The 23,347-nt window shown below is 59.0% G+C and carries 21 protein-coding genes; 6 read left to right on the forward strand and 15 right to left on the reverse strand.

Features of this window, described 5'->3' with window-relative positions:
- Nucleotides 1–143: 143 nt before the first annotated feature.
- From QBL02_RS02115 to QBL02_RS02140, 6 genes are all read right to left on the reverse strand, one after another.
- A complete protein-coding gene (locus tag QBL02_RS02115; protein ID WP_282724701.1) occupies nucleotides 144–1,433 on the reverse strand; it encodes an amidohydrolase in 1,290 nt (429 codons plus the stop codon).
- Between the two features lie 9 nt (nucleotides 1,434–1,442).
- Nucleotides 1,443–2,417 carry a prolyl aminopeptidase gene (gene pip / locus QBL02_RS02120; protein ID WP_282724702.1) on the reverse strand — a complete coding sequence of 325 codons (975 nt, stop codon included), beginning with the start codon at nucleotides 2,415–2,417 and terminating at the stop codon, nucleotides 1,443–1,445.
- A gap of 71 nt (nucleotides 2,418–2,488) precedes the next feature.
- Nucleotides 2,489–4,522, reverse strand: a complete 2,034-nt coding sequence (locus tag QBL02_RS02125; protein WP_282724703.1) for an acyl-CoA dehydrogenase — start codon at nucleotides 4,520–4,522, stop codon at nucleotides 2,489–2,491.
- Between the two features lie 229 nt (nucleotides 4,523–4,751).
- Nucleotides 4,752–5,849: a UDP-N-acetylmuramate dehydrogenase gene (locus QBL02_RS02130; protein ID WP_282725265.1), complete on the reverse strand. Its 1,098-nt coding sequence runs from the start codon at nucleotides 5,847–5,849 to the stop codon at nucleotides 4,752–4,754.
- Between the two features lie 26 nt (nucleotides 5,850–5,875).
- Nucleotides 5,876–6,301 (reverse strand): MaoC/PaaZ C-terminal domain-containing protein, encoded by a 426-nt coding sequence (locus QBL02_RS02135; protein ID WP_282724704.1) that lies wholly within the window; start codon nucleotides 6,299–6,301, stop codon nucleotides 5,876–5,878.
- Nucleotides 6,298–6,738 (reverse strand): MaoC family dehydratase N-terminal domain-containing protein, encoded by a 441-nt coding sequence (locus tag QBL02_RS02140; protein WP_282724705.1) that lies wholly within the window; start codon nucleotides 6,736–6,738, stop codon nucleotides 6,298–6,300. The genes QBL02_RS02135 and QBL02_RS02140 overlap by 4 nt, the downstream gene beginning before the upstream one ends.
- Nucleotides 6,739–6,847: 109 nt before the next feature.
- Between QBL02_RS02140 and QBL02_RS02145 the strand changes: the two genes are divergently transcribed.
- Nucleotides 6,848–8,617: a biotin carboxylase N-terminal domain-containing protein gene (locus QBL02_RS02145; RefSeq protein WP_282724706.1), complete on the forward strand. Its 1,770-nt coding sequence runs from the start codon at nucleotides 6,848–6,850 to the stop codon at nucleotides 8,615–8,617.
- 86 nt (nucleotides 8,618–8,703) lie between these two features.
- Complete coding sequence (locus QBL02_RS02150) at nucleotides 8,704–9,687, forward strand: LLM class flavin-dependent oxidoreductase (protein ID WP_282724707.1); 984 nt, start codon at nucleotides 8,704–8,706, stop codon at nucleotides 9,685–9,687.
- 7 nt (nucleotides 9,688–9,694) lie between these two features.
- Here QBL02_RS02150 and QBL02_RS02155 read toward each other — a convergent pair whose 3' ends face one another.
- A complete protein-coding gene (locus QBL02_RS02155) occupies nucleotides 9,695–10,060 on the reverse strand; it encodes a cupredoxin domain-containing protein (protein ID WP_282724708.1) in 366 nt (121 codons plus the stop codon).
- Entirely contained in the window at nucleotides 10,057–11,502 is a 1,446-nt protein-coding gene (locus QBL02_RS02160) for an NAD(P)H-quinone dehydrogenase (protein ID WP_282724709.1), read from the reverse strand. Before QBL02_RS02160 ends, QBL02_RS02155 begins: the two co-directional genes overlap by 4 nt.
- 336 nt (nucleotides 11,503–11,838) lie before the next feature.
- On the opposite strand from QBL02_RS02160, the gene QBL02_RS02165 reads away from it, so the two are divergent.
- Both QBL02_RS02165 and QBL02_RS02170 read left to right on the forward strand, forming a co-directional pair.
- A complete protein-coding gene (locus QBL02_RS02165) occupies nucleotides 11,839–14,496 on the forward strand; it encodes an aminotransferase class I/II-fold pyridoxal phosphate-dependent enzyme (RefSeq protein WP_282725266.1) in 2,658 nt (885 codons plus the stop codon).
- A 182-nt stretch (nucleotides 14,497–14,678) separates the two neighbouring features.
- On the forward strand, nucleotides 14,679–15,176 hold the full coding sequence (locus QBL02_RS02170; protein ID WP_282724710.1) for an SIP domain-containing protein: 498 nt from the start codon (nucleotides 14,679–14,681) through the stop codon (nucleotides 15,174–15,176).
- On the opposite strand, the gene QBL02_RS02175 is transcribed toward QBL02_RS02170, so the two are convergent.
- The 6 genes from QBL02_RS02175 to QBL02_RS02200 all read right to left on the reverse strand — a co-directional run bounded on the left by QBL02_RS02175 (nucleotide 15,173) and on the right by QBL02_RS02200 (nucleotide 20,771).
- Nucleotides 15,173–15,880, reverse strand: coding sequence for an ABC transporter ATP-binding protein (locus QBL02_RS02175; RefSeq protein ID WP_282724711.1), 708 nt, complete (start codon nucleotides 15,878–15,880; stop codon nucleotides 15,173–15,175). The genes QBL02_RS02170 and QBL02_RS02175 overlap by 4 nt on opposite strands.
- The gene (locus QBL02_RS02180) at nucleotides 15,873–16,604 is read right to left on the reverse strand and encodes an ABC transporter ATP-binding protein (RefSeq protein ID WP_282724712.1); all 732 of its coding nucleotides are present in this window, start codon (nucleotides 16,602–16,604) and stop codon (nucleotides 15,873–15,875) included. The genes QBL02_RS02175 and QBL02_RS02180 overlap by 8 nt, the downstream gene beginning before the upstream one ends.
- A complete protein-coding gene (locus QBL02_RS02185; RefSeq protein WP_282724713.1) occupies nucleotides 16,601–17,590 on the reverse strand; it encodes a branched-chain amino acid ABC transporter permease in 990 nt (329 codons plus the stop codon). The genes QBL02_RS02180 and QBL02_RS02185 overlap by 4 nt, the downstream gene beginning before the upstream one ends.
- Entirely contained in the window at nucleotides 17,574–18,500 is a 927-nt protein-coding gene (locus QBL02_RS02190) for a branched-chain amino acid ABC transporter permease (RefSeq protein WP_282724714.1), read from the reverse strand. The genes QBL02_RS02185 and QBL02_RS02190 overlap by 17 nt, the downstream gene beginning before the upstream one ends.
- A gap of 73 nt (nucleotides 18,501–18,573) precedes the next feature.
- Nucleotides 18,574–19,878, reverse strand: coding sequence for an ABC transporter substrate-binding protein (locus tag QBL02_RS02195; RefSeq protein WP_282724715.1), 1,305 nt, complete (start codon nucleotides 19,876–19,878; stop codon nucleotides 18,574–18,576).
- Nucleotides 19,879–19,997: 119 nt separating this feature from the next.
- Nucleotides 19,998–20,771 carry a cyclase family protein gene (locus tag QBL02_RS02200; RefSeq protein WP_282724716.1) on the reverse strand — a complete coding sequence of 258 codons (774 nt, stop codon included), beginning with the start codon at nucleotides 20,769–20,771 and terminating at the stop codon, nucleotides 19,998–20,000.
- Between the two features lie 94 nt (nucleotides 20,772–20,865).
- Between QBL02_RS02200 and QBL02_RS02205 the strand changes: the two genes are divergently transcribed.
- A complete protein-coding gene (locus QBL02_RS02205) occupies nucleotides 20,866–21,483 on the forward strand; it encodes a TetR/AcrR family transcriptional regulator (RefSeq protein ID WP_282724717.1) in 618 nt (205 codons plus the stop codon).
- A gap of 44 nt (nucleotides 21,484–21,527) precedes the next feature.
- On the opposite strand, the gene QBL02_RS02210 is transcribed toward QBL02_RS02205, so the two are convergent.
- Entirely contained in the window at nucleotides 21,528–22,340 is an 813-nt protein-coding gene (locus QBL02_RS02210) for a 3-keto-5-aminohexanoate cleavage protein (RefSeq protein WP_282724718.1), read from the reverse strand.
- 235 nt (nucleotides 22,341–22,575) lie between these two features.
- On the opposite strand from QBL02_RS02210, the gene QBL02_RS02215 reads away from it, so the two are divergent.
- Nucleotides 22,576–23,304, forward strand: a complete 729-nt coding sequence (locus QBL02_RS02215; RefSeq protein WP_282724719.1) for a YceI family protein — start codon at nucleotides 22,576–22,578, stop codon at nucleotides 23,302–23,304.
- The last annotated feature ends 43 nt before the right edge of the window (nucleotides 23,305–23,347 follow it).

A 23,347-nucleotide genomic window follows, 5' to 3' on the forward strand; every position in this document is an offset into this window, starting at 1 on the left:
CCGCCCATCAAACGCGATGTCTGATACCGCACACGCTACGCCTGCTTTTGCTTTTTCAGGCACGCCGACACACCCCGAATACATGAACGTTGCGTAACTGATCGGGGTGTATCGGGCACGGGATCGCGCGCACCGGCCTCTTGCTAGCTTCCGAGGCGCTCGCGAACCGCTGCTGCTCGGGCCTGAATTCTGTCGGCGTCGAGCGTCAGATGTTCACCCTTTGAGTAAATATGACGCCCGCCAATAAACACTTCGCGCACGTCTTCGCCGCTCGCAGAGAAAGCCACAAACGAGCTGAGCGAACTGAGCGGAGTGGCCCGCGAGGTGCTGAGGTCAAGCGCAATCACATCGGCTAGACGTCCGACTTCAAGGGCACCTGCCTCTGCGAAACCGATTGCTTCGGCGCCACTCCGGGTCGCAATGTCGATGACGTCGCTCGCTTTTACCGCGGCTGCATCGTGGCGCACGCCTCGGTGCAGGATCGTGGCAAGTTTGATTTCTTCAAAGAGGTCGAGTGAGTTGTTGCTCGCCACCGAGTCAGTGCCAAGGGTGAGTCGGATTCCGGCCTCAAGCATCTCAGGTAGTGAGGCGACTCCGCAGCCAAGTTTCAAGTTTGAAACCGGGTTGTGGCTTGCTGCGGTGCCAGTGTGCGCGAAGATCGAGATTTCTTCCGGGGTGAGATGCACGCAGTGAGCTGCGAGCACATTGGCGTCGAAAAAATCGAAAGAGTCGAGGTGAGCCGCTGGTGTGCGGCCGTATTGTTCGGTGATCTGTTCAACCTCGGCACGCGACTCAGAAACGTGAATGTGAATCGGAATACCTGTGCGCTGTGAGCGCTCGGAAATCTCGCGCAACAGTTCGGGTGAACAAGTGTATGGAGCGTGCGGACCGTATGCCAGCTTGATCTGCTCATCACCCTTGAAACGCTCTGCCAAGCTCTCGGTGAGATCGAGCGTCTCAGCACCGTTGAGTGGGCTCACCCCTGGAAAACCCACGGCCTCATTTGTGAACATCGCGGGAGCCGCGAGCACCCGCATGCCCGCCTCTTTCACGAGTTCAAGCAGCCCCTCGTCCCAGTGATACATGTCAGCAAAAGCGGTAGTACCGTTTGCAATCATTTCAAGCATTGCAAGCTCGAGCCCGGCGACGATATCGTCACGGGTGAGACCCTGCTCAAATTGCTGCACCGCGGCAAGCCACGGCATAAAACCCTCATCATCGCTGACTCCGCGCTGCACGGTCATTGCGCTGTGGGTGTGCCCGTTGACGAGGCCGGGAAGCAGCGCGTGACCCGAAAGATCGTGCGTAACCGCACTCTCTGGCCGGGCGACACCGACATAAGCGATACGCCCATTGTCATCAATCTCAAGCTCGGCGTTTGAGATTTCGCCGGTCGGGGTCAGCAACACATCGGCACGAAGAATCTTGGTCATGCGTGTACCTTAGCTCGCGAAGTCGTCTGTCGCCCGGATCAAGGCGTCAACGATTCCTGGCTCGGTCGCAGAGTGACCGGCATCGGGAATCATATGGAATTCGGCAGCCGGCCATGCGCGGTGCAGATCCCACGCGGTCTGCGCGGGGGTACACACGTCGTAGCGCCCCTGCACGATAACGCCGGGGATACCCTTCAGCTTTTCTGCTGCATCTCGAATCAACTGTCCGTCTTCCATAAACCCGGCGTTCGAGAAATAGTGGTTCTCGATCCGAGCGAAGGCCACAGCAGCCGCTTCGTCTGCCCGTGCTGCTGCGATTGCTGCCTCGTCTGGAATCAGACGCACCGTCGAGTTCTCCCAGACTGTCCATTCGATGCCTGCCGGTACGTGCACCGCTGGGTCTGGGTGAAACAGCCGCCGGTTGTAGGCCGCGACCAGTTCGCCGCGTTCGGCCTCTGGAATTACGGAGAGATACTTCTCCCAAGCGTCCGGGTACAACTGCGAGGCGCCCTCCTGGTAGAACCAGTGAATCTCGGTTTCGCGCAGGGTGAAAATGCCGCGAAGCACCAGTTCTGTCACACGATCTGCGTGTGTCTGCGCGTACGAGAGCGCAAGAGTCGACCCCCACGAGCCGCCAAATACCTGCCAGGTATCAATGCTGAGGTGCTCGCGCAGCAGCTCAATGTCGGCAACGAGATGCCAGGTAGTGTTCGTTGCCAGATCGGCATCGGGTGCGCTTGCATGTGGCAGGCTACGCCCACATCCGCGCTGGTCGAAAAGCACGATTCGATATTTCGCGGGATCAAAATACCGCCGCTGGTCTGGATTGCAACCGCCCCCTGGTCCACCGTGCAAAAACACGACCGGTTTACCAGCTGGATTGCCGCAAACCTCCCAGTAGATTTCGTGCCCGTCACCTACCGGCAGCAAGCCGTGTTCGTAGGGCTCGATCGGTGGGTACATTTCGCGCAGCTGGTTGGTCATTCCTCCACCCTATAAGCAGCAATGCGGGGCCACCAGAGAGGTGACCCCGCATTGTTTTCGCGAGCTAGTGTTTAAGCTTTGCGAGCGCGCTTACGCAATTCTTTTTCATGAATTGGCCAGGTACCAGCCGCCACCTGAGCATCAACGTAGTCGCGGGCCTCCTGCTGGTGTTCAGCCTCGATTCCAGTAGCAATCTCAGCGCGCAAGAGTTCTGGCGTAAGTTCGAAGGCATCAACCAGGTCGATGGCCTGCTCACGGATACGACCAATCAGGCGATCGATGTAGGCAGTAACAGCTTCAGCACGAGCCCCCGAGAGTCGCCCGTTGATCAGGTACCAATCAAGATGCTTCTCAATCAGGCGGAAGCCAAAGAGATCACGCAACCAGGTCATCACTTTCAGGGTGTCGCCACTGAAGCCTTCGAGCGCCTCGGTGAAGGCTTCCCACTGCAGCAGTTCTGCGTGAGCACGGGCGGCCTCGATCAACTTTGCCTGCTGCGAGTTAAATGCGGCGGCGCCGGCGACAGCGCGATCCTCGCGTGCCACACCCTTCGTCGCGTCACGCATTGCCATCGCTACCTGAGCAACCATGGTTTCGACGCGATCGGTGAGCAGCGCGCGCTGCGATTCTGGATCGCGAATACCCTCTACCGAGCGGGCACGCTGACCGAAGTCGGCAATGCTCTGCCCCATCTGGCGCAGGCCGAATCGCACCGCACCCTCGCCGATCTGCCCGGCGACAACCTTGGCCATTGCGGCCGCGTCAACGTCCTTAAACTTCGCGGCGTACTCGGTGAGCAGACGCTTACCTACGAGCTGCAACAGAATATTGTTGTCACCCTCGAATGTGACGTAAATGTCGAGGTCTGCCCGCCAACCGGTAACTCGGTTTTTTGCCATGAAGCCAGCACCACCGGTCGCCTCGCGTACTTCTTGCAGGGTATCGAGCGCGGCCCAGGTCGACAGCGGCTTCAACGCTGCCGCCAGAGTCTCAAGATCTTCGCGATTCTCGTCGGTGTCGTTCGTCCCAGAGAACACTTCGTCGAAGGTTTCGAGCAGGCGGTGGCTCGCGAACTGCATCGCGTAGGTCTCGGCAATCAACGGAATGATGCGTCGCTGGTAGTGGCCGTAATCAAGCAGCACGGTGTCGCGCCCGTCTGGACCTGGGAACTGGCGGCGCTCGGTGCTGTAACGCACAGCAATAGCGAGCGCACCCTTCATCGCGTTCACGGCAGCACCGTCGAGCGACACACGCCCCTGCACCAGGGTACCGATCATGGTGAAGAAGCGGCGGCCTGGGCTTTCAATGTCTGAGGTGTAGCTGCCATCTGGCGCGACATTGCCGTAGCGGTTCAGCAGGTTTTCCCGCGGGATACGCACGTTCGTGAAGTGCAGTCGACCATTGTCGATGCCGTTCAGTCCGCCTTTTACGCCGTCGTCTTCGCTGCCAACACCGGGCAGCATTTCGCCCTTCGGCGTGCGAATTGGAACAAAGAATGCGTGCACTCCGTGGTTTACATTTTTGGTGATCAGCTGGGCAAACACCACAGCAGCTTGACCGTGCAGAGCCGCGTTGCCGAGGAACTCTTTCCACGCACCCTTGAACGGGGTGTGAATCACAAATTCTTCGGTCGCCTCGTCGTAGGTTGCTGTTGTGCCTACCGAAGCTACGTCACTGCCGTGGCCGATTTCAGTCATTGCGAAAGCGCCGGGCAACTTCAAAGTCATCACGTCCGGCAGCCACTTCTTATGGTGTTCTGCCGTACCGAGATGCAAAATCGCTGCACCGAAGAGGCCCCACTGCACACCGCTCTTGATCTGCATAGATGGGTCTGCATAAACAAGCTCTTGGAACGCAGCGATGTTGCCGCCGTGGTTATCGCCACCGCCAAGTGACTTCGGGAAGGCACGCTGGATCGCACCTGCCTCAACCAGCAAACCAAGTTGTTCGAGCACACGCTCACGATGCGCGTCCATCGACTGACCCGGGATCGTCTGGAAGCGCGGATCGGATGCGACCGCGCGCCCCTCAAGGCGCTCCTTCTTCCATTTACCGTAGAGCGCGTCAGCTACGACTCTTTGGTCAATTTTTGGGGTGCTGCTCATCGCGATGCCTCCATGCGGTCTGCGAGCGAATACATCTAGTGCTTCAACGCTAGAACCGTTCGTACGCGGTGCCAAGGCATGCTCGGTGTTCCCACAATCAACACGCGGAGCGGGGCGCGGGATTCTTGTAAGGTCTCTCCAAAAACAGACACTGGTTCATGGAGAGGTTCGCCAGGTGAGGTGCGCGCCATCTTCAACGCACCCCACACTTCACGACGCTGGATCGCGCCTAGATTTCGAGACCGTAGATATTGGGCTCTGGCACCAGCAGCACGCCAAATTCCTGCTGCACACGCTGCACCACGAGGCGAGCCAATTGCGCCACCTCATCAGCAGAAGCTGCACCCCGATTGGTAATCGCGAGAGTGTGTTTCGAAGAGATCGCCGCGCCAGATCCCGGCAAACGGTACCCCTTAGTGATGCCTGCGTGCTCGATGAGCCATGCAGCAGAAAGCTTGAACTGCCGCTCCGGCTGAGGCGATGGCAAAGGAATCTCTGCGCCGCGCTGCAAATCTTCAAGCGAAATCGCAACCGGTGCCGGCGACTCTGTCACAATTTCAAAACGTGGCGCCTCTCCCGGCATCGCACGAGCAAATGCCTCAGAAACGATCGGGTTCGTAAAGAACGAACCAGCGCTCCAGCTGTCGTGATCTTTGCTGTTGAGCACCATGCCCTTCGAAGAACGAAGCCCCAGCACGGCGTCACGCAATTCACGCAAGGTCACTCGATCACCGATCTCAACACCGAGCGCACCGGCAAGCTGACCATAGCGAATCGGGGCAGATAGCCCAAGCTGAGCTACCTGGAGCACCAAATCGATCGAGAGCACCACACCTCCGAGACCGCGCTTCATCGCGGAATCGCGGTAGCCAAGACCAAGCTCAGCGGCACTCAGCCGCTGCACCTCCCCGCTTTGCTCATCGAGAAACTCAATTGAATGCAACACGTCACTGAGCTCAGCACCGTAGGCGCCAATGTTCTGCACAGGCGCAGCACCCGCAAGACCAGGAATGCCAGAGAGTGCCTCAATACCGGACCAACCCTGCTCAACGCAGAACGAAACCAACGCGTCCCAGTCCTGGCCAGCCTGCACCCGAAGACGCACCCGGTCACTCTCAGCAAGCGAATCGTCGACCACCCGGTCAACACCCTGACTACGCACGAGCAACACCGCGCCGGGGAAACCCTCATCGCAGACGATGGTGTTTGATCCCCCGCCAAGCAACAACCAAGGCTCGCCAGAACCCCAGAGCTCAAGTGCGTACTGCACCAGCTCGTCTTTATTGTGGGCAATCAGGGTACGCTCGGCCGGACCGCCGACGCGCATTGTCGTCAGTTCGGACAGCAATGCACTCACGCGAACGACACCAGCAACTGACTTTTGCCGAGCACGGTCTTTTCTTCAAAGACCACCTTGAGGTCGATTCGAGCGGTGCGCGATTCAACATCTACCGCACCAACCGTCGCAACCACGGAAACATCTGCACCGTTCGTTCCATCAACCGGAATTGGCCGGGTGAAACGTACCTGGTAATCGGCGACGGTACCCGCACCACCGAGCCACTCGGCAACCGGCGACGAAGCAGCCCCCATCGTCAGCATGCCGTGCGCAATCACACCTGGCAGACCAACCGAAGTCGCAACGTCGTCACGGTAATGAATCGGGTTGAAATCGCCAGAAGCGCCCGCGTAGCGCACGAGAGTATCGCGCGAGAAGTTCATAGCACGATCGACGACAACGTCGCCAACGGCAAGGTTTTCAAAAACTGGGGTACTCATGATGCCCTCACTACAAGTGTCGAAATAGCGGTCACCACGTGGGCGCCCGTCGCGTCACTAATCTCGGTTGCCGAGGTCACCATGCTGTTTCCGCCGAGCTGCTTCACACTCGTCACCGTCATTACGCCGGTGAGCTCATCGCCAGCAACAATTGGCCGCGTGTAGCTAAAACGCTGATCGCCGTGCACCACCATCGAAAAATCGACCGCAGCCTCGTCGTCGCTCAGCAACTGCTGCAGCGTGGCGTCCTGCACCACAATCGCAAAAGTCGGCGGAGCAACCACATCTGCGTATCCGGCCGCACGCGCGGCCTCTGGATCATGATGCAGCGGAGCCTCGCTCAACACCGCACGAGCGAACTCGCGCACCTTCTCGCGACCAACCAGGTATGGGGCAGTTGGCGGATACACCTTGCCCTGAATCTCTACATTCACCACACGACCAGTCTACAGAGCCGCCGAAGCTGTGCCCTTCGGCAACAAACACGAACAAGCCTTGTGGAACATATCCAACGAGATGGGGGGCTACTGGAATATGCTGGAACTCATGTCGCGCATCCGTAAAGTGCTCATCGCCAACCGTGGTGAGATTGCCGTCCGTATTATTCGAGCCGCCGCTGATAGCGGCATCGCCTCGGTCGCCGTCTACGCCGACCAAGACCGCGATGCCATGCACTCGCGTCTCGCCGACGAAGCGTACGCCCTCGGTGGCACCACAAGTGCCGAAACGTACCTCGTCATTGACAAGTTGCTCGCAGTCGCACGCCGCTCAGGCGCAGACGCCGTGCACCCCGGATACGGCTTTCTCGCCGAGAACGCCGAGTTCGCTCGCGCCGTCATCGACGCTGGCCTGATCTGGATCGGGCCAAGCCCAGAAGCGATCGAGCGCCTTGGCGACAAAGTCAGTGCTCGTCACGTCGCCGAAAAGGTTGGCGCACCGCTCGCCGCCGGCACCAGCGACCCAGTCGCAAACGCCGACGAAGTACTCGCTTTTGCCGACGAAGTTGGACTACCAATCGCCATTAAGGCAGCCTTTGGCGGCGGCGGTCGCGGCCTCAAAGTCGCCTACGAGCGTGACGAAGTCGCCGAACTCTTCGAATCAGCGACCCGTGAGGCAGTCGCTGCCTTCGGTCGCGGCGAATGCTTCGTTGAAAAATACCTCGAAAAGCCCCGCCACGTCGAAACCCAATGCCTCGCCGATCAGCACGGCAACGTTGTTGTGGTCTCAACTCGCGACTGCTCACTGCAGCGTCGCCACCAGAAACTCGTCGAAGAAGCACCAGCACCGTTCTTGACCGACACCCAGAACGAAGCACTGTACAGCGCATCGAAGGCGATCCTCAAAGAGGTCGGCTACGTCGGCGCCGGCACCTGCGAGTTCCTGGTTGCACTCGACGGCACCGTTTCGTTCCTTGAAGTGAACACTCGCCTGCAGGTAGAACACCCCGTCAGCGAAGAGGTCACCGGCCTCGACCTCGTTCGCGAACAGTTCCGCATCGCAGAGGGTGGCGTGATCGACTACGCCGACCCAGTAGCGCACGGTCACTCATTCGAGTTCCGCATCAACGGCGAAGACCCCGGCAACGGATTCCTGCCAGCACCAGGCCCAGTCACACTGTTCAAAGCAGCCACCGGCCCAGGCGTTCGCGTAGACACCGGTGTTGGTTCAGGCGACGAAGTCTCTGGCTCATTCGACTCAATGCTCGGCAAGGTCATTGTGACCGGCGCCACCCGCGAAGAAGCACTGCAACGAGCCCGCCGCGCACTCGATGAATTCGAAGTGCAGGGCCTGCCAACAGTGCTTCCGTTCCACCGCAAGATTGTGCGCGATCCAGCGTTCACCGCTGAGAACGGCAAGTTTGGTGTCTACACGCTCTGGATCGAGAGCGAATTTGTGAACGACATCGAGCCGTGGGAGGGCGAAGTTGGCCCGCTCGCCGTTGAGGCCAAACGTCAAACCGTCGCCGTAGAGGTTGATGGCCGTCGCGTTGAGGTCACCATGCCAGCGAACCTGATGCCCCTCGGCGATCAAGACGTTACGCGCGGCCCAGCCCCTCGTCGTTCACACAGCGGATCGGTCGCTGGCGCGGGCGGCAACGCCGTAGCCGCACCAATGCAGGCCACTGTCGTGAAGCTCACCGTTGAAGAAGGCCAGCGTGTCGAAGCCGGTGAGCAGCTGGTCGTGCTTGAAGCGATGAAGATGGAACAGCCGATCCACGCACCACACAGCGGTGTCGTGAGCGGTGTTGACGCACCGCTTGGCAAGACCGTGCCATCAGGCCACGTACTCATGACCGTCGAGCCAGACGCCGAATAGATCGAGTCGTAGGATCCCGACCCGGGAAACTCCGGGTCGGGCAATCCAGCGGGAATGAAACACCCCCTGGAAGCGTTGCACTCGGTATGACCACAGTGCCGCTCTCCCTGCTCGACCTTGCAACTGTCGAATCAGACGGGAGAATCGGCGAAGCGCTTCAGCATTCGGTCGACCTAGCGCAGACGGCAGAAGCAGGCGGCTACACCCGCGTCTGGTACGCCGAACACCACAACATGGCATCGATCGCCTCAAGCGCGACCGCTGTTTTGATTGCGCACATTGCAGCACACACCAAAACCATCAGGCTCGGCGCAGGCGGCATTATGCTGCCAAACCATTCGCCCCTCGTGATCGCCGAGCAGTTCGGCACGCTCGCAGAGCTGCACCCCGGTCGCATTGATCTTGGTCTTGGCCGTGCGCCAGGCAGCGACATGGCCACTTTCCGGGCGCTGCGCCGTGAGCTCGCTGCGAGCGAGGCATTCCCGAGCGACATTCGCGAATTGCAGCAGCTACTTGGCAACGACTTGCCTCGCGCAGCAGTAAACGCCTATCCGGGCCGTGGCACACAGGTTCCGCTGTATGTGCTCGGTTCGAGCATGTTTGGCGCAAGCCTGGCCGCACAATTTGGCCTACCCTACTCGTTCGCTTCGCATTTCGCTCCGCAACTGCTCACGCAAGCCGTCGCGCATTACCGCGCGAACTACCAACCGAGTGCGGCTCACCCCGAACCGTACGTCATCGCCGCAGTGAACGTGGTCGCTGCCGAGACCGACGAGGCAGCCGAAGCGCTCTTTACTCGTGCCGAACTCGACCGAGTGCGCCGATTCCTCTCACGTGGCCGCGAACAAGAACTCACCGCCGACGAGGCAGGCGCACTCTTCGATAGCCCCGGTGGGCAGCAGATTCGTGAAATGCTACGCTTCACTGCGATCGGTGGCCCCGAGCGGGTGCAGACCGAGCTTGCAGCGTTTGCGAAGCATGCCGACGCCGACGAACTGATTACGGTGCACCCGGCACCGACCCCAGAGGAGCGTCTGGCTTCGGTGCGACTCGCCGCACCGAAGCGCTAGCGCGCCGCTATTTGACGGTGACGACCCCGGTCATCTCAGGATGCACTGAGCAGTCGTAGGGGTACTCCCCTGCCTTGGTGAAAACATGCACGTATTCGCCGGTTTTCTGCAGTTCACTCACGAAGCTGCCGTCCTCGGCAACAACGTCGTGCTCCATGACGCCCTTGAACACCCAGCGAACTGCGTCGCCCTCTTTCACCTCAATTGAGGCCGGTTCGAAACGGTTGTCAATCGCTGCAACGGTGACCACTGGATCAACTCCGCTTGCAGACGGCACTACCTCTGGCTTCTTCTTGCCGCAGGCGGCAAGCACAGTTACAAGCGCTGCAGCGACCACTCCACCGAATGCGCGGCGGCCAATCGCGGCGCTCACTGGGCGCTCCGGTGCATCGCGCGAGCCGCATCGGTGATGGCACCGGTCATCGATGGGTAGACCGCGAAGGCCGAGGCAACCTGGTCTACGGTGAGACGATGCTCGACGGCGAGCGCGAGCGGGAAGATGAGTTCGCTGGCGCGGTGGCCAACAATCACTCCGCCGATCACAGTGCCAGAGGCCTGCCAAGCAAATAGCTTCACGAAGCCGTCAGCAAGGCCGATCATCTTGGCTCGCGGGTTCGTGTTCAGCGGAATGGTGTGCGAAACAGCTTTTGCCAGGTCGCTATTGTCGGCGAGGGAACGCTCGTTCCAACCGACGGTCGCAATCTCTGGGTAGGTGAAAACGTTCGCGGCGACGTTTCGCAGATCGATCGGGCGAACAAAATCGCCGAGCGCGTGCATGATCGCGGTGCGGCCCTGCATTGAGGCTACCGATGCGAGCGGGAAGAAATCGGTGCAGTCACCGGCCGCGTAGATTGATGGAACCCGGGTTCGGGCCACTTTGTTCACCCGAATGTGTCCGCTGTCAGTGAGTTCAACCCCGGCTGCGCGGAGGCCGAGACCTGCGGTGTTCGGCACCGAACCTACCGCCATCAGGCAGTGTGATCCTTCGACAGTCCTGCCGTCTTCGAGTTCTACAAGCACACCCTCGTCGGTGCGAGTCACCGAGGTGGCGCGTGATTTCGACATCACGTTCATGCCGAGCTTCGTGAACTCGCGCTCGATCACGGCTGCCGCGTCTGGATCTTCGCCAGGCAGAACCTGTTCGCGGCTCGAAACCAGGGTGACCTCTGACCCGAGGGTTCGGTAAGCGTTTGCGAACTCAGCACCTGTCACCCCGGAGCCAACCACGATCAGGTGTTCTGGGATCGCTTGCAGATCGTAGAGCTGCTTCCAGTTCAGAATGCGTTCGCCGTCAGGCATGGCACTCTCAAGCTCACGTGGGCTAGCGCCGACGGCTACCACGATGGTGTCTGCCTCGACACGATCAAAATCAGTACCGCCACCCTCATGGCCGGTAGAGACCACTACAGCGTTGACGCCATCGAGTCGCCCCTGGCCCTGCACCACGCGCACGCCAGCTTCTTCGAGACTGTGCAGCATGTCGATGGACTGTGCGCCAGCCATCGCGAGCAGTCGTTTATTGACGGCGGCAAGGTTCACAGTTGTCTCTGGACGCACCGGCTTGCCGTCGCCGCCCGGAACAAATGTCTGCACACCCAGACGGCCTGCGTCGCGAACCGCCTGCACACCGCCAGCGGTTGCGATCAGACTCTTCGATGGCACCACATCGGTGAGCACGGTTGCGCCACCTACACCGGCACGTTCGATCAGGGTGACATCGGCACCAAGCTGCGCTCCTGCGAGTGCTGCTTCGTACCCGCCGGGACCCCCGCCGAGTACCACAATTCGATGCTTGCGATCTTGCGTTTTAGCCATGTGATCAGTCTACGGCGTAGGGCAGCGGATCAGCGCCCGAGCCACCACTTTCAACCCCATAAGTGCGAAAAGGACCGCTTTTTGCGGCGCCCAGGCGAAGCGTCTACCGCTAGGGGCATCTAGCACGGCCTAAGATCGTTACTAAATTTCGCTAACTCGGCGGACTGCAACGGATGCAGTCCACGAAAGGATCGTGCAATGACGCTTCTCGGCAATGCTTCCCCGGAGTTCGTAAGCAACACTGCCGCTATTGAGGCGCGCACCGACGTAGAAACCACGATTCAGCCAATTCTGCAGACGCAGGGCAGCACGGGTGAGCTTGAACGCGACCTCGGCATGCCGTCAAGCACTTGGCGTTTGCGCAGCGATGCTTGGGAGTACCTGCGTTTTGGTGTGAAGCGCATCGCGCTTGGCAACGACGATGAGACCGCGCTTACCCGCGACGGCGAGATTGCCCGCAATCTTCGTGCCCTTGAAACCATTGAGATGTACTGGGCCGGATTTGGCCAGCGCTACGTTCGCGGTATTGCCGAGCTGTTGAGCGCTGGCGAGTACCAGATCGCGCTCGAGCGAATCGGCCGGGTGGTGCAGCGGCTGCGCGGATCCACTGTTCCTGAGGACCCACGCGATGAGTTGCTCGAAGAGGGCGAAAGCGCCGAGTTCTACGATGATGCCGATCCGCGGCCTCGCTTTGAGGTGCTCGTAATCGACGAAACCACGGTCAACGATCGCGACTCGATGCGCAGCGAAAACCTGCGCTTGCGCTCCGCGGCAGACCAGTTCATCTACGACTTTGTTGTGGTGCCATCTGCCGATGACGCCATCGCTGCGTTGCTCACGAACCCGAACATTCTCGCCTGCATCATTCGCCCGGGGTTCAGCGGTCGTAGCACTCAGGCTCTCAGCCGTGATCTGCGCGACACGATCGCGCTCGCTTGGGAGTCGGCGAATGTGCCGACCGCGCCGGCTTCGAGTTCGCTTTCTTCGGTACAGCGGGTAGTGCGACTTGCTGATGTTTTGCACAGCATTCGCCCCGAAATCGACCTGTATTTGATGGCTGGCGCAAATATCGAGGATCTTGCTGGCGCACTCTCTCGTCGGTTCCGCCGTGTGTTCCGCCGCGAGGATCAGCTTGAACTGCACCTTTCGCTGCTGCGACGCGTTTCACACCTGTATGACACTCCGTTCTTCGCGGCGATCCAGGATCACGCTCGCCGCCCCGTCGGAGTGTTCCACGCGTTGCCGGTTGCCCGTGGCGGATCGGTTGTGAACTCGAAGTGGATCAACGATCTTGCCGATTTCTACGGCCTCAATCTGCTGCTGGCTGAAACCAGCGCAACTTCTGGCGGACTGGATTCACTGCTCGCACCGGTGCACACGTTGAAGAAAGCGCAAGAGCTCGCGGCTCGTGCTTTCGGCGCGAAGCAGACCTTCTTTGTGACCAACGGCACCTCAACCGCGAACAAGGTTGTGCACCAGGCGATGGTGCAGCCGGGCGAGGTTGTGCTGGTGGATCGCAACTGCCACAAGTCGCACCACCACGCCATCATGCTCACCGGTGCACGGCCCGCGTACCTCGAGGCATACCCGCTCAACGACTACGCTTTCTATGGCGCGGTGCCGCTGTCGAGCATCAAACAAATGCTGCTCGATTACCGCGCTGCTGGCCGCCTTGATGAGGTGCGCATGGTGACTCTCACCAACTGCACCTTCGACGGCATTGTGTATGACACTGAGCGAGTGATGGCGGAGTGCCTCGCGATCAAGCCTGACCTCGTGTTCCTGTGGGACGAGGCGTGGTTCGCTTTTGCCGCTTTCCACCCGGTTACCCGTCGCCGCACCGCGATGGCCTCGGCGAAGCATCTCTCTGAAAGGTTGAAGACTTCAGCTCACGCAGCGGCCTACGCCGAGCAGCAGAAGCGACTCTTCAACGAAGATGGCACGCCCGCCCCTGATGAGGTCTGGTTGAGCGAACGTTTGATCCCATCACCAGAGGCGAAGCTTCGTGTGTACGCCTCGCAATCGACCCACAAGACACTCACTTCGCTGCGCCAGGGTTCGATGATTCACGTTTGGGATCAGGAGTGGGTGCGTGATGCCCGCGAGTCCTTCGCCGAGGCGTACATGACGCATACCTCGACTTCGCCGAACTACCAGATTCTGACTTCGCTTGATCTTGGCCGTCGACAGGTTGAGCTTGAGGGTTACGACTTGGTGCAGCGTCAGCTTGACCTGGCAACGAGCCTTTCTCAGGCGATCGCAAGGCACTCTCTGCTGCGTAAGTTCTTCCGGGTTCTCACCGCACACGATCTGATTCCAGAGGAGTTGCGCGGCGAGGGTTCGGCGATGCCGTTGCGCCGCGGGCTTGCCGATATGTGGCGTGCGTGGGAACATGACGAGTTTGTTGTCGACCCAAGCAGAATCACCGTTGAAATCACTCGTACCGGCGTCGACGGGGATACCTTTAAGCACGATTACCTGATGGATCGCTTTGGTATTCAGGTCAATAAGACAAGCCGCAACACGGTGCTCTTTATGACCAATATCGGCACCTCGCGAAGCGGCGTTGCCTACCTGATCGAGGTGCTTGTGAAGCTTGCTGAGCGCTTCGAGGAGCGTCAGGAGCAGCGGGATATGACGCAGCCAATCACTCTGCCGGGTGAGGTTCCGATGCCGCCGCTGCCAGATTTCAGTTCGTTCTCTGAGGATTTTGCGACCGATGCTTCGCTGCCCGACGGAGACATGCGAACAGCTTTCTTTAACGGCCAGCGCCGCACTGCGGTTGAGTACGTCTTGCCCGCTCAGATGCGCGAGCGTATTGCCAATGGTGAGACTCTTGTGAGCGCGGGATTTGTGACACCTTACCCACCGGGGTTCCCTGTGCTTGTGCCAGGTCAGGTCATCACAAAAGAAGTTGTCGATTTTATGTCGGTACTCGACACTCGCGAGATTCACGGCTTTGATGCGGAGCGTGGATACCGCGTATTGCTCTAGAGCTTGTACAGATCAGTAGGCGTTCGAATGGCAACATTTGAACGCCTACTGTCGTTTTACCGGGCGCAAGACTCCGCGTCCGGCCGATACGCCCATGCGGGCAAGGCCGGGCCAGAATCGCTCCGCTGATGATTCGCTGCGAGTTTCACCAGATGTTAGTTAGGTAAGCCTAAGCTAGAGACGTGAACGAAAACTCCTCGCACTCTGACGACACCGGCTTCGAGGCGCACGGCTTTACCGCCCCCGCAACAGGCGACGAACTCATGCACGACCACGGCCAGCTCGACTGCATCCTCGCCGCAGGCGACATTGGCGATCTGCCAGGACTGCGAGCCTGGTGCGAAAACCTGCCGATCGACAGCTACGGTCAAGTATTCATCGAGGTGTTCTCACCAATCCAAATTGAACCAATTCACACACCCCCTGGAGTGAACGTCACCTGGATCTGCCGCGAACGCTTGCGCGAAAGCACCAGGCCCGGCATCGGCATACCTCGTTGCGAAGCACTCGCCACCGCAGTTGACGCCTGGCTTGACGAGTGGTTTCGAGTCGACTCCTGCCTCACCCGCCACTTCACAATGTGGATGGGGGCCCGCGGCAGCAGCATTATGCACAGCTATTGGCTGCGCATCGAGCGGGAGGTCGCCGCAGCGCAACGATCCTCCCACTCAAACAGCTAAGCCCCGCCGAGATACGCCTCGCGCACACTCTCAGAAGCCAGCAACTCATCACCGGTTCCAGAGAGCACCACTGCACCATCAGCAATAACGTAGCCGTAGGCCGAAAGCGAAAGAGCCTGCTGCATGTTCTGCTCGGCGAGCAGCACCGTCATCCCCTCAGCAGTCACACGGCGAATGGTCGCAAACACCTCCTCGACAACAATCGGCGCAAGGCCCAGCGAAGGCTCGTCAAGGATCAGCAGCTCAGGCTTAGACACCAACGCACGACCCAGCGCCACCATCTGCTGCTCCCCACCAGACATGGTTCCAGCAATCTGCTTACGCCGCTTTCCCAACACCGGGAACATATCAAACACGAAATCGATGTCTCCGCCAGAACGAGCCTTGGCAGCCTTATCGTGCAAACCCAATTTCAGATTGTCGAGCACCGTCATCTCTTTAAACAGACGGCGTCCCTCTGGCACGAGTGCAATGCCCAGGCGCGGCCGCTCAGTAGCGCTCGCCGCAGTGATGTCATCACCCAGAAACGAAATCGATCCGCTGGTAACCGGCTGCATGCCAAGCAACGCCTTCACAAGCGTTGACTTCCCTGCACCGTTTGAACCAATCAGCGACACAGTCTGGCCTCGTTCAACGTGCAGAGACACACCGCGAAGCGCAGAAGCCTCACCGTAATGCACCACCAAATCTTGCACCTTAAGCATGAGCAGCCCCTCCCAGATATGCGTCAATCACACGCTGATCACTCAGCACCTCGGCGGGTGCACCCTGCGCCAGATTCCCGCCCTGATTCAGCACATACATGTAGTCAGCAAGCGAAGAAACGGCCTTCACATTGTGCTCAATATAAACAACCGAAACACCGGCCTCACGAAGTGAAGCGATCAGCGCCATGCCCTCGGCAGCCTCGGAGGGATTCAACCCGCCAAGCACCTCGTCAAGCAAAATGAGCTTCGGATCCAGCGCCAAAGCTCGCGCAATTTCAAGAAACTTTCGCTCGTGCAGCGTGAGCGAAGCCACACTCGAATCGGCGTGCGAACCGAGACCAACCTGGTCAAGCACCTCACGCGCTCGAAGCACAGCCGAAGCCTTTGGCATTGCGTCACGACCAAACATCGCCGAAACAGCCACATTTTCGACCACGTTAAACGAGGGCAACGGCCTCGGCACCTGAAAAGTACGGGCAATACCCGCGTGAGCTCTGCGATGCGGCTTCTGCTTCGTAATGTTGTTGCCTGCGAAGTGAATTTCACCAGCCGTAAGCTGCAATGATCCGGCGATACAGCTCAACAGAGTTGTCTTGCCAGAGCCATTCGGCCCGACAAGCCCAACGATCTGACCAGAACGAACCTCAAAGTCAACGTTCTGCAGCGCCACAATGCCGCCAAAACGCTTCGTGATTCCGCGACACTCAAGAATCGTACTCACGCTGCGACTCCTTCCTTGCGACGGGTTCGTTCTCGTAACCGCACAAAGAACCCCGAAATACCGTGCGGCATCACGATGATCACGATGATCAGCGCAAGACCAACCACAATCTGCGCCATATCTGCTGATCCGAGGCCAAGCAGCGTCTCACGCAGCACTACGACGACGACCGCGCCAATAACCGCGCCCCACCAGCGACCGATACCGCCGAGAATCACCATCATCAGCACAAAAAGCGGAATGTTGAGCGCGAACACAGAACCAACCTCGATGTACCCAAGGAACACCGCCTGCGGAGCGCCGATGAGTCCAGCGAGCGCGCCGCTCGCGGCAAAGGCGAGGACTTTTTGCCGGTAAGTTGCGACACCAAGAGATTCGGCAACATGCTCATCGTCGCGGATCGCCTGAAGCGCGGCACCCCAGCGAGTTTTCCAGGCGAGGATCGCCACAATCGCAGTGAACCCGGCGATCAATGTGGCAACGAGATACAGGTTCACGGTGCTCGCACCGATCCAACTGCCCGCAACCAATTCACGCACGAAGACACCCGTGCCGCCATCGAGCCACTCAGTATTCGAAACGACGGTCATTGTAATAAACGCGAGCGCAAGGGTGATGAGCCCGAAAAGGTCTCCGGCAAACCTTGGCGATGAGAACACCGCCAAGCCAACCACAAGAGCAAGCGCCCCAGCCGCCAGACCAGCTGCGAGCAGCGCCACACCAAACGGCATTCCGTTGATCTTCAACACTGCCGCGGCGATATAGGTACCAATGCCAAAAAAGACGCCGTGGCCAAAACTTGCGTAGCCCGAGTTCCCAGAGAACAGCGACCAGCTCATGGCAAGCACGATCCAGGTCATCAGCTGGAAAGCGAACGCAGCAACGTAACTATTTGGGAAAACAAGAGCAAGCAACAGCAACACAACTGTGGCAACACCTGTGCCGATCAATTGGCGTTTGGTCGAACGATCAAGCAGTTTTCGCATTGCGATCCCCCTTCTTGAGACGCTCGCGGATCACGCGCACAAGTGGCTGCAACGCGAGGAAAATAAACAACAAGCCAAACGACACTGCCGGCGCCCACTTCGGCGGGAACCAGAGCGACCACGCGTTTTGCGCCATCATCAACACGACCGCAGCGATCAGTGCACCAACAGGTCGGCCAAGCCCGCCAAGCAGGGCTGCCACGACAACAATGCCGATCCAACTCATTGCAAGATGCGGCGAGAGCGGAGTTCGCATTGCCATAGCCATACCGGCCACCGCCGCCGTTGCTGCGGCAAGCCCCGAGACAACCAGGGTCACCGGCAAGATCTTCACACCAAAGACCTGAGCAACCTGGGCGTCTTGACGCATCGCCTGAAGTGCGCGGCCCCAGCGGGTGTACTTCAGCATCCACCATGCAGCCAACACGAGAGTGAGCGAAAGCAGAAGCGCGATCAAGTCGACCGGCGACACAGCAAGGGAGCTTTCGCCACCAACAGGAATGCGGATGGGCTTTGTGAAATCATCTGTCAGCCACTTGCGCATGCTGAGTAGATCGGGAGTCCAGATTACCGAGATTGCGCTCTCTGCAACCAAGAAAAGTGCGAACGTTAACAGCAGCGAGGTAAAGGGTGAGGCCTTAATCACATAGAACAGCCACTGTGTGAGCACGCCGATAACGAACATCGCAGGCACAGTAATGAGCAACGTCAAAAACGGGTTCATAAGCAGCCCAGTGACGAGCGAATAGGTGAGGTAGCCACTCAACAGGGTGAGTGAGAGATGAAAAAAGTCGGGCACTCCGAGGTGCCCCCATTTCATGGTGAGACCCAGAGCGACAAGGCCAAATAGGCTGCCGAGCAGCGCTCCGTTCAAGAGCGTCTGCACCAGGGCAAGAGACGCACCAGACATTAATTCTCCAATTCCAAGCGGGAGGCGAGGGTGGCGGTGCGCGATGCCCGCCGCCACCCTCACACGTTCGCGACTAGTTCACGCGGATTTCGGCACCTGCGACATCAGCTGGCCAAACCAGCGTGCGCTTGCCGTCTTGAATCTGAGCAACGCGGTTCACGTCAGAACCGTATCCGTTGAAGCCATCAAAGTTGATGGTGCCACCGAGGGTGTCAACGCTATTCGCGTTGAGCCACTCAATGATCTTGGCGTTGTCGGGGCCAACCTCGTTCACAGCGGTGAGCAGAATCTGCCACATGCCGAAGCCCGCTGCTGCCTGCGTTTCAATGACTGGTAGAAGATCGCGTTCCTTCGCCAGCTTCTGGTAGCTCGCAGTGAAGTACTTTGCGATATCGGTCTCATTCAACGGAGCATTATCTTCGTACACTGACGACACTAAGATGCCCTCACTTGATGCACCGAGCGAGGCCACGGCAGCTGGTCCTGAGAGCGAAGCGAACAGGTTCTTCGGTTCGTACCCGAGCGAGTCGAAAGCAAGCTGGAAGTTAGAAACGTCAAGACCGATTGCGCCGAGCCAGACGAGGTCGGCATCGGCAGCCACCATGCGGGTAGCAATCGAGCTGAAATCTGTCGTGCCCATCTCGTATTCGATGTCGTCAACAACTTCAATACCGGCTGCCGCAAACGCCTTCTTCTGCGCTGAAGCGAAGCTCAGTGCCGTTGGGAACTTCTGGGTCGCCATGAAGACGGTCTTAGGTGCATTGCCCGAAGACTCTAGAGCTTCAATGAGCAGCTCTGAAGTTGGCAGCCACATATCGGTTGAGGCGCCACCACCAATCTGCCATGACGGGAAGTGGTTGTCACCGATGAGCGATTCTGGTGCACCGTTGGTTGCGGTTGGGTACGCGTATCCAGCTGCGCTTACCGGACCGGCACCGGCGAGCACGTTTGCGCCTGCGTAAGGGCCGACGACCAGGTCGACACCCTCTGAGAGCAGACGTTCGTAGTTGCTGGTTACCTGCGCCGGTGTCGACTGGTCATCAAGCACCTTGTATTCGATCGGGCGGCCGTCGATACCGCCGCACGCGTTCACCCAATCGACAACAATCTCGCCAACCGCTTCGTGGACGACACCGGTGCCGCCGAGCGGCCCGGTGAGCGACATTGAGCCACCAACAACGATGGGGTCACCGCTCAGTTCGCCGCCCTCGTTGCACTCCATGTTGGAAACCGGCGCAACCAGCTTCGCATTTTCGGCGCTTGTCTCTTCGTTTGCGCCCGCGTTTGGATCTGAAACTCCGCCGCACGCACTCAGCGTGAGTGCCGTGACAGCGGCGAGGGCGACGATCCCTGATGCCTTAAAAGTGGAATTCTTCATTGAATTTTCTCCTGACTGAAATGAACAAAAAGAGCAGTGCCTCAAGGTTCAGGAATCAGCTGTTGCCAGCCGCTTCGTCCTTGAAACGGTTGATGCAGAGCGCTCTGCCGAGCGCGGTCTTAGTCGTGCAGAATCGCGACGACCCGAGTCCAGCCGGCCGAGGCCGCCTCGATCTTCACTGGGAAACACACAATGTCGAATCCACTCGCGGGCAGGCTTTCAAGATTGTGCAGCTTTTCGATGTGGCAGTAGCCGATCTCGCGGCCAGCGCGGTGCCCTTCCCAGATGATTGAGGCGTCGTGATCGCGCTCGTATCGCTCCGCGGTGTAGGTGAAGGGGGCGTCCCAGCTCCACGCGTCGGTACCAGTGACTCGCACTCCTTGTCGAAGCAAGTGCAGTGTGGCTTCGCGACCCATCCCGACACCGCGTGCCAGGTAGTCGTCTTCGCCGTAGCGCACTCCGGCTGCGGTATTTACCACGACGATGTCTAGTGGTTCCAGCTTGTGACCGATTCGCTCAAGCTCGCGGTCTACGTCTTCCGGTGTGATCACGTATCCGTCTGGCAGGTTGCGAAAGTCAAGCTTCACTCCGCGCTGGTAGCACCATTCGAGGGGGACCTCGTCGATGGTGAGCGCGCGTTCTCCACCGTCCATCGTTGAGGCGAAGTGGTAAGGCGCATCGAGGTGTGTGCCTGCGTGGGTAGTGAGGTTTACTCGCTCAATTGCCCAGCCCTCTTGGTCGGGCAAATCTTCCTTGGTGGCACCCGGGAAAAACTGCAGCATGTCGTCGCGAGTTTGGGTGTGATCGAAGTACTCGATCGCTGGGGTGTGCCCCGGAGGATCGGACTTGATTCCGTTCTTCAGCGGAACAGAGAGGTCCACAATACGGCGCATGAACTGAACTCCTTTGGTCAGACTGTACGCTTGTACAGGCTTTGGACTAGATACTACGATGGTCACAATTCCGTGTCAAGAATTCGGAGAACACATGACCAGCACCACAATTTCTCGCAGGGAACGCATCTTGCGGACCGCCGAAAAGATGTTCGCGGATCATGGCTTTGAAGCGGTGGGCATGCGAGAAATTGCCTCGGCAGCCGAGGTCTCGGTTGCACTACTCACCTATCACTTTGAGACAAAAGAGAACCTGTACCAGTCGATCTTCGCTGAGCGACAATCGGTTCTTGAGGCTCGAATCGAACAGCTTCGGGCGATCCCAGAACACGCACCAAATCGACTCGAACTCATCATTGATGCGTTCGTAGACGAGCAGATGCGCATTCGCGCCACACCCGACGGGCTCGCTTTTGCCCGACTGCTAGCGCGCGAAGCAACAGATCTATCGGCCGAGACCAGAACCATTCTGAGCGGCCAATACGACCCGTTCGCACGAGAATTCATCGCCGAGCTCAGCAAAGAACGGCCCGACCTTGACCCCGAAGTGATCCCCTGGCACTACCTTTTCGCGGTTGGCGCGATCAGCATGAGCGCTCTCGACAAGCGAGTTTCGCGACTTGGCGGCGACCCCGACATTCCGGTCGCAGAAAAGTCGGCAATCTTGAAGAGCTTCTTGCTTGCCGCCTTTCGCAAGGATCCGTCGAACTGATGTGTGGTGCGCTGCCGACTCGAGAAGCGCACCACACAATCCAACTATCGCGAAAGCTGAAGGAGCTGTCGGGTCTGATCGACCGTAGCGAGTTCGCGATCCAGGTCGCGAACTAGGTTTACAGCGCGTGCAACCAGCGGATCGTTGCCCGGCGCTGGGCGCCCTCGTCCGAGGTAGAGCGCATCTTCCATGCCCGCGCGAGCGTTTCCGCCGAGCGCAAGACCAATAGCAGTCAGCTCAAGATTTGGCCGGCCAATCGCAATCACCTGCCACACGCAGCCCTCTGGCAAACGGTTGACCATGGTGATCAAGTTTTCTGGGGTTGCCGCCATGCCGCCCTGCACACCCATCACAATGCTGAACTGCAGCGGCTCAGGCAGAATTCCCTCATCACGCATGCGCAGGCACTCTTCGAGGTGCCCGGTGTCGTAAATCTCAAGCTCTGGCTTTACACCGAGCTCGACCATTCGGCGAGCAAGCTCTCGCACCTTGTTTGGTGGGTTGAGGAACTCACCGGGTCCGAATGTCATCGAGCAGGGGTTGAGGGTCGCCATTGCCGGCTTCAGCTCCACAAGGGCCGCGCGATCCTCGAAACTCACCCCGATTCCAACACCGGTCGAAAGCTGAATCAGGATCGGGCATTGATCTTCGATGCGCGCAACGACATCGCGCGCAATGTTCAGGTCTGCGGTGGGGCGCTGCTGTTCGTCGCGCAGATGAATGTGCGCGACGCTCGCGCCAAGATCATACGCGCTCTTCACCGCTGCGGCGATTTCGGCGGGAGTGGTTGGCAGGTTTGGGTTGTCTGCTTTGGTAGCCACAGGCCCCGTGGGGGCAACCGTCACGACGACACTCATAGTTCCTTCTTTCACTAACGACTCTGTTCGTGAAAGCTGTACGATCGTACAGTCTTTCTGTTTTTAGCCTAAGCTCAGCCAACCGGATTGTCAACGCGACAGCCATCCTGGCCACGGCTACCCACTGTTTACTGCACACGACCACCGCGCTCAGCTAGCGCACTGCCCGCTCCCAGCGAGTTCATGGTCTCGTTGCCCATGCTTAAAACGTCAACAAATTTTTCTGGGAGCTCACATGCGAAAGAGCGCAAAGACGCTCATCATCACCGCGGTCTGCGTCACCGCGGTCGGCGCGTTGGCTGCTATTGCAGCCCCGGTTATCTACCGCGACTTCATCGCTGCACCGGCAGCCGATGCGCCACGACTCAGCGCCGATGACTCCGCACTGCAGCCGGCAGCCGGCGAACCGCTAGATCCTGCAGATTTCACAGGCGAGTGGACGATTGGCGCAGGATCCTTCGCAGGATACCGAGTCGACGAAGTGCTCAATGGCACAGCCGTCACCGTGACCGGCCGCACCGAAGCCATCACCGGCACACTTGCTATCGACGCACTCAGCCTCCACGAGGCAAACTTTTCAGTCGATGTCTCCTCAATCGAAACCGACAACTCGCAACGAGACAACTACTTCAGAACCCAGGTTGCGCACACAGATGCCCACCCGAGCGCGACATTCGTGCTCAGCTCACCCGTAACAGTGCCAGCGATGCCCCTCTCAGGCGAAGTCATCAACCAAGAATTCACCGGCAATCTCACGATTAACGGGGTCACCAAAGAGGTGAAATTTAGTGCACAACTTCGAGCCAACGCGCCCTACGCCGACCAGCCAGCAAGCGCCGAAGTCTCAGGTCAGATACCAATCGTGTTTTCAGATTTTGGCATGACCGCTCCCGAGCTCGGCTTCGTATCGGTCGAACAGACAGGAATCATCGAATTCAGCTTGAGCGCACAGCCGAGCCAGTAAGACCTAAACACGACTCCACACCCAAAAGCGTCTCGAAACTCAG

The sequence above is a fragment of the Leucobacter sp. UT-8R-CII-1-4 genome, from assembly GCF_030010235.1.
Lineage (GTDB): Bacteria > Actinomycetota > Actinomycetes > Actinomycetales > Microbacteriaceae > Leucobacter.

Coding starts and splice junctions, on each gene's coding strand:
- QBL02_RS02200 (WP_282724716.1), bottom strand. CDS start 20,771: ATGCGCCGTATTGTGGACCTCTCTGTTCCGCTGAAGAACGGAATCAAG.
- QBL02_RS02125 (WP_282724703.1), bottom strand. CDS start 4,522: ATGAGCAGCACCCCAAAAATTGACCAAAGAGTCGTAGCTGACGCGCTC.
- QBL02_RS02190 (WP_282724714.1), bottom strand. CDS start 18,500: ATGTCTGGTGCGTCTCTTGCCCTGGTGCAGACGCTCTTGAACGGAGCG.
- QBL02_RS02130 (WP_282725265.1), bottom strand. CDS start 5,849: ATGCGCGTCGGCGGTCCGGCCGAGCGTACCCTGATTGCCCACAATAAA.
- QBL02_RS02195 (WP_282724715.1), bottom strand. CDS start 19,878: ATGAAGAATTCCACTTTTAAGGCATCAGGGATCGTCGCCCTCGCCGCT.
- QBL02_RS02145 (WP_282724706.1), top strand. CDS start 6,848: ATGTCGCGCATCCGTAAAGTGCTCATCGCCAACCGTGGTGAGATTGCC.
- QBL02_RS02150 (WP_282724707.1), top strand. CDS start 8,704: ATGACCACAGTGCCGCTCTCCCTGCTCGACCTTGCAACTGTCGAATCA.
- QBL02_RS02160 (WP_282724709.1), bottom strand. CDS start 11,502: ATGGCTAAAACGCAAGATCGCAAGCATCGAATTGTGGTACTCGGCGGG.
- pip (WP_282724702.1), bottom strand. CDS start 2,417: ATGACCAACCAGCTGCGCGAAATGTACCCACCGATCGAGCCCTACGAA.
- QBL02_RS02165 (WP_282725266.1), top strand. CDS start 11,839: ATGCCGTCAAGCACTTGGCGTTTGCGCAGCGATGCTTGGGAGTACCTG.
- QBL02_RS02115 (WP_282724701.1), bottom strand. CDS start 1,433: ATGACCAAGATTCTTCGTGCCGATGTGTTGCTGACCCCGACCGGCGAA.
- QBL02_RS02205 (WP_282724717.1), top strand. CDS start 20,866: ATGACCAGCACCACAATTTCTCGCAGGGAACGCATCTTGCGGACCGCC.
- QBL02_RS02210 (WP_282724718.1), bottom strand. CDS start 22,340: ATGAGTGTCGTCGTGACGGTTGCCCCCACGGGGCCTGTGGCTACCAAA.
- QBL02_RS02185 (WP_282724713.1), bottom strand. CDS start 17,590: ATGCGAAAACTGCTTGATCGTTCGACCAAACGCCAATTGATCGGCACA.
- QBL02_RS02135 (WP_282724704.1), bottom strand. CDS start 6,301: ATGAGTACCCCAGTTTTTGAAAACCTTGCCGTTGGCGACGTTGTCGTC.
- QBL02_RS02215 (WP_282724719.1), top strand. CDS start 22,576: ATGCGAAAGAGCGCAAAGACGCTCATCATCACCGCGGTCTGCGTCACC.
- QBL02_RS02175 (WP_282724711.1), bottom strand. CDS start 15,880: ATGCTTAAGGTGCAAGATTTGGTGGTGCATTACGGTGAGGCTTCTGCG.